This window comes from Nocardia sp. NPDC058633 (assembly GCF_042717045.1).
Lineage (GTDB): Bacteria > Actinomycetota > Actinomycetes > Mycobacteriales > Mycobacteriaceae > Nocardia.
Window position 1 is genome coordinate 1 of the sequence record NZ_JBHXRA010000045.1, and the last position, 3248, is coordinate 3248.

The window sequence follows — 3248 nt, forward strand, 5'->3', positions numbered from 1 at the left end:
CACCCAAACGCTGCAGACCCTCGCCGATCGAACGGGTGGCACCTACACCAGCATGCCGACCAGCAACGACCTCGGCTTCGGCACCGCGGTGGTCAAGGCGCTCACCACGCCCTAGGTTGGATCGCCGCACGCCCGCGACGACACCGGCCCGGCCACCGTTACAGCGAAACCTGGACCAGCGCACCGGATTCCATCGCCACCCACAGGTATCCGGCGGCGTCGACGGTGAGTCCGTGCGGTTCCGCGCCCGGTAGATCCAGGTGGGTGATCTCGCCGCCGGTCGTGATTCTGCCCAGTCGGCCGCTCGCCCACTCGGTGAACCACAGGGCACCGTCGGGGCCCGCCACGATCGCGTGCGGTCGAGCCGCGGCATCCGGGAGGGAGAATTCGGTGACGTCGCCGTCGAGGTCGATGCGACCGATGGCTCCGGTGCCGATCTCGGTGAACCACAGAGCGTCGTCGGGGCCCGCGGTGATTCCCACCGGTCCAGCCGCGGCTGTGGGGAGGGGGTGGATCCGGGCTGCGAGGTCGTGGTCGACGCGGGCGATCGCGTTGCCCTGATTCACCGTGACCCACAGTGCCCCATCGGGTCCCGAGGTGATCATCGAGGGCATACCGTCGACGTCGACGCGGGTGAGCGTGCCGTCCGCGGCACGACGCCCTACCCGACCCGCTTGTAGCTCGGTGAACCAGAGCGCCTGGTCGGACCCGATGCACGCGCCGTACGGGCCCTCCATGTCCGTACTCGTGACGCTTCCCTCGGTGGTGATCCGCCCGAGCCTGCCCCCGTGGAACTCGGTGAACCACAACGCGTCGTCGGCGCCGGCGATGATCACTGTCGGTTGTCCGTCGGACTGTTCGAGCGGAAAGGTTCGCACCTTTCCCTGTCCGTATCGTCCGATCACGCCCTGCGCGACCAGGGTGAACCACAGCGCATCGTCGGGCCCGACGACAACCCCGTACGGCGCCCCCGGCACGTCCAGTACCTGCACTATTTCAGCCAAAGTTCTCGATTCCCTTCTGAATTCCCCGGAAACGACGGCGCAGGGCCCGGTCGTGTGACACCACGACCACCGCACCCCGGTATTCGTTCAGCGCCCGTTCCATCTCGTCGACCAAGGTCAGCGACAGGTGGTTGGTCGGCTCGTCCAACAGCAGCAGGTCGTGTTCACCGGCGAGCACGCGCGCCAGTGCGAGCCTGCGCCGCTGGCCTTCCGAGAGGGTGCCGACCTCGCGGTCGAGCAGATCGGGGGCGAACAACCCGGTCGCGATCAACGCCTCGCGCCCGAATCCGTAGGTGTCGGTGACACTTCGATGTGGATCGAAACATTCGTCCTGGCGCAGGTAGCCGACCCGGCTCGGTGCCGAGGCGTGGATCTCGTCGAGCAGTGTCGACTTCCCCGCGCCGTTGGGGCCGTGGATCAGCAGCCGCTCGCGGGGTCCGAGGGTCAGCGGCCCGAAGGTCAATTCCGCGCCCGTTCCCGCCCTGAACCGTCCACGGAACCGCAGCGGCTCGGGCGGGGCCGGCACCGGGTCCTCGCGCAGGCGGCGCAACCGCTCGGCGGTATTGCGCACCCGCGAGGCGACCGAACTCTGCACCCGCCCGGCATTGCGGTCGTAGGCCATCTTGTTGTTGTCGGTCATCGCGCGCCCCGGCGCGACCTGCTGAGCAGTGTTCGTCGCGAACTCCTCCAAGCGCGCGATCTCGCCGCGCCACTGCGCGTAGGCCTGTTCCCAGCGGATGCGCGCGGCAGCCTTCTCGGTCAGGAATCCGGTGTAGCCGCCACCGAATCGGGTCAGCGTGCCGTCGGCGACCTCGATGACAGCGGTGACCACTCGATCGAGGAAGAACCGGTCGTGCGAGACCAGCACCACGGTGCCCTGGTGGGTGCGCAGACGATTCTCCAGCCAGGTCAGCGCGGTTTCGTCGAGGTGGTTGGTCGGTTCGTCGAGCAACATGACTTCCGGGGAGGCGGCGAGCAGACAGGCCAGCCCGAGCCGGGCGCGCTCCCCGCCGGACAGGCTGTCGAGCCGACGGTGGCGGTCGATGCCGACCAGCCCCAGTCCGTGCATCGACGCGTCCACCCTGGCATCGGCGGCGTAGCCGTCGCGCGCCTCGAAGCGGGCGAGCAATTCGCCGTAGCGGTGCATATCCTGCGTTTCGGCGGCGGCCTGCATGCCCCGTTCCAGCTCGCGCAGTTCGGCCAGCGCCAGTTCGATTGCCGCGCCGACTGTTTCGCCGGAAACGGTCTGGGCGAGGTGCCCGATCCCACCGTCGGCGTGGACGGTGATCGAGCCGGCGTCCGGGTGATCGAGCCCGGCCAACAGGCGCAGGAGTGTCGATTTGCCCGAGCCGTTCTCGCCGACGATGCCGACGCGCTCGCCGGGCCGGACGGTGGCCGAGACGGTGTCGAGCACGGGACGGTCCGCATAGGACTTCGAGACCCCGCGCACAGTCAGTTGAGTGGTCAAACAGTGCTCCAATCGCAACTCGTGTAGCTTTAACCTACACAGCGAGACCCCCTAACGCAACAGGAGTTGTTTTTTGGAACCGCAACGACGTCCCGGCGGACGCAGCGCCCGGGTCAGGGAAGCCGTGCTGGACGCGACCACGGCAGAACTCGCCACGCACGGGTATCAGGGCCTCACCGTGGATGCCGTCGCCCAGCGGGCCGGGGTCCACAAGACCACCGTCTACCGGCGCTGGCGCGGCCCGGAAGGCCTCGTCGCCGACGCGCTCGAGCGCGCCGCGCAACAGCCGTGGCCGATTCCGGATACCGGCACCCTCACCGGCGACCTGCGCGCGCTCACCGAACTGGTGCGCGCCGGCTTCGCCGATCCCGAATCAGGGACGGTGGCAACAGCTTTCATTGCCGCGGGGATGCAACACCCCGATGCCGCCGCCGCGCTGCGCACCTTCTACGCCGCGCGCCACCGCGACGCGGCGGCCATCGTGGAGCGGGCCGTCGTCCGCGGTGAGGTCGAGCCGGAAGTCGACGCGGTCGAGATCGTCCAGCTCGCCGTCGCTCCGCTGTTCCACCGGCTGTTCATCACCCACGAACCGGTCACCACCGACCAGGCGCGCCGCGCCGCCGACGTCGCGGCCGCACTGGCGAGAATGCCGATCGCTACCTGAATCGAGTCGCGCCCCGAGTCGACCACCCGCATGTCCAACGCTATCGCCGCGGTCGCCTCGACACTGCAGGTGATGCCACCCGACTTCGGGCTCGGCCTGTGGACGTTCGGCA

General features: G+C 69.0%; 3 protein-coding genes. 1 reads left to right on the forward strand and 2 read right to left on the reverse strand.

Annotated elements, in window-relative coordinates; translation table 11 throughout:
• Positions 1-158: 158 nt before the first annotated feature.
• Together ACFWUR_RS29610 and ACFWUR_RS29615 are read right to left on the reverse strand one after the other, a co-directional pair.
• A complete protein-coding gene (locus ACFWUR_RS29610; protein ID WP_378911231.1) occupies positions 159-1004 on the reverse strand; it encodes a virginiamycin B lyase in 846 nt (281 codons plus the stop codon).
• On the reverse strand, positions 997-2472 hold the full coding sequence (locus ACFWUR_RS29615; protein ID WP_378911232.1) for an ABC-F family ATP-binding cassette domain-containing protein: 1476 nt from the start codon (positions 2470-2472) through the stop codon (positions 997-999). Before ACFWUR_RS29615 ends, ACFWUR_RS29610 begins: the two co-directional genes overlap by 8 nt.
• Positions 2473-2545: 73 nt before the next feature.
• On the opposite strand from ACFWUR_RS29615, the gene ACFWUR_RS29620 reads away from it, so the two are divergent.
• Complete coding sequence (locus tag ACFWUR_RS29620; RefSeq protein WP_378911234.1) at positions 2546-3136, forward strand: TetR/AcrR family transcriptional regulator; 591 nt, start codon at positions 2546-2548, stop codon at positions 3134-3136.
• Positions 3137-3248: the final 112 nt, after the last annotated feature.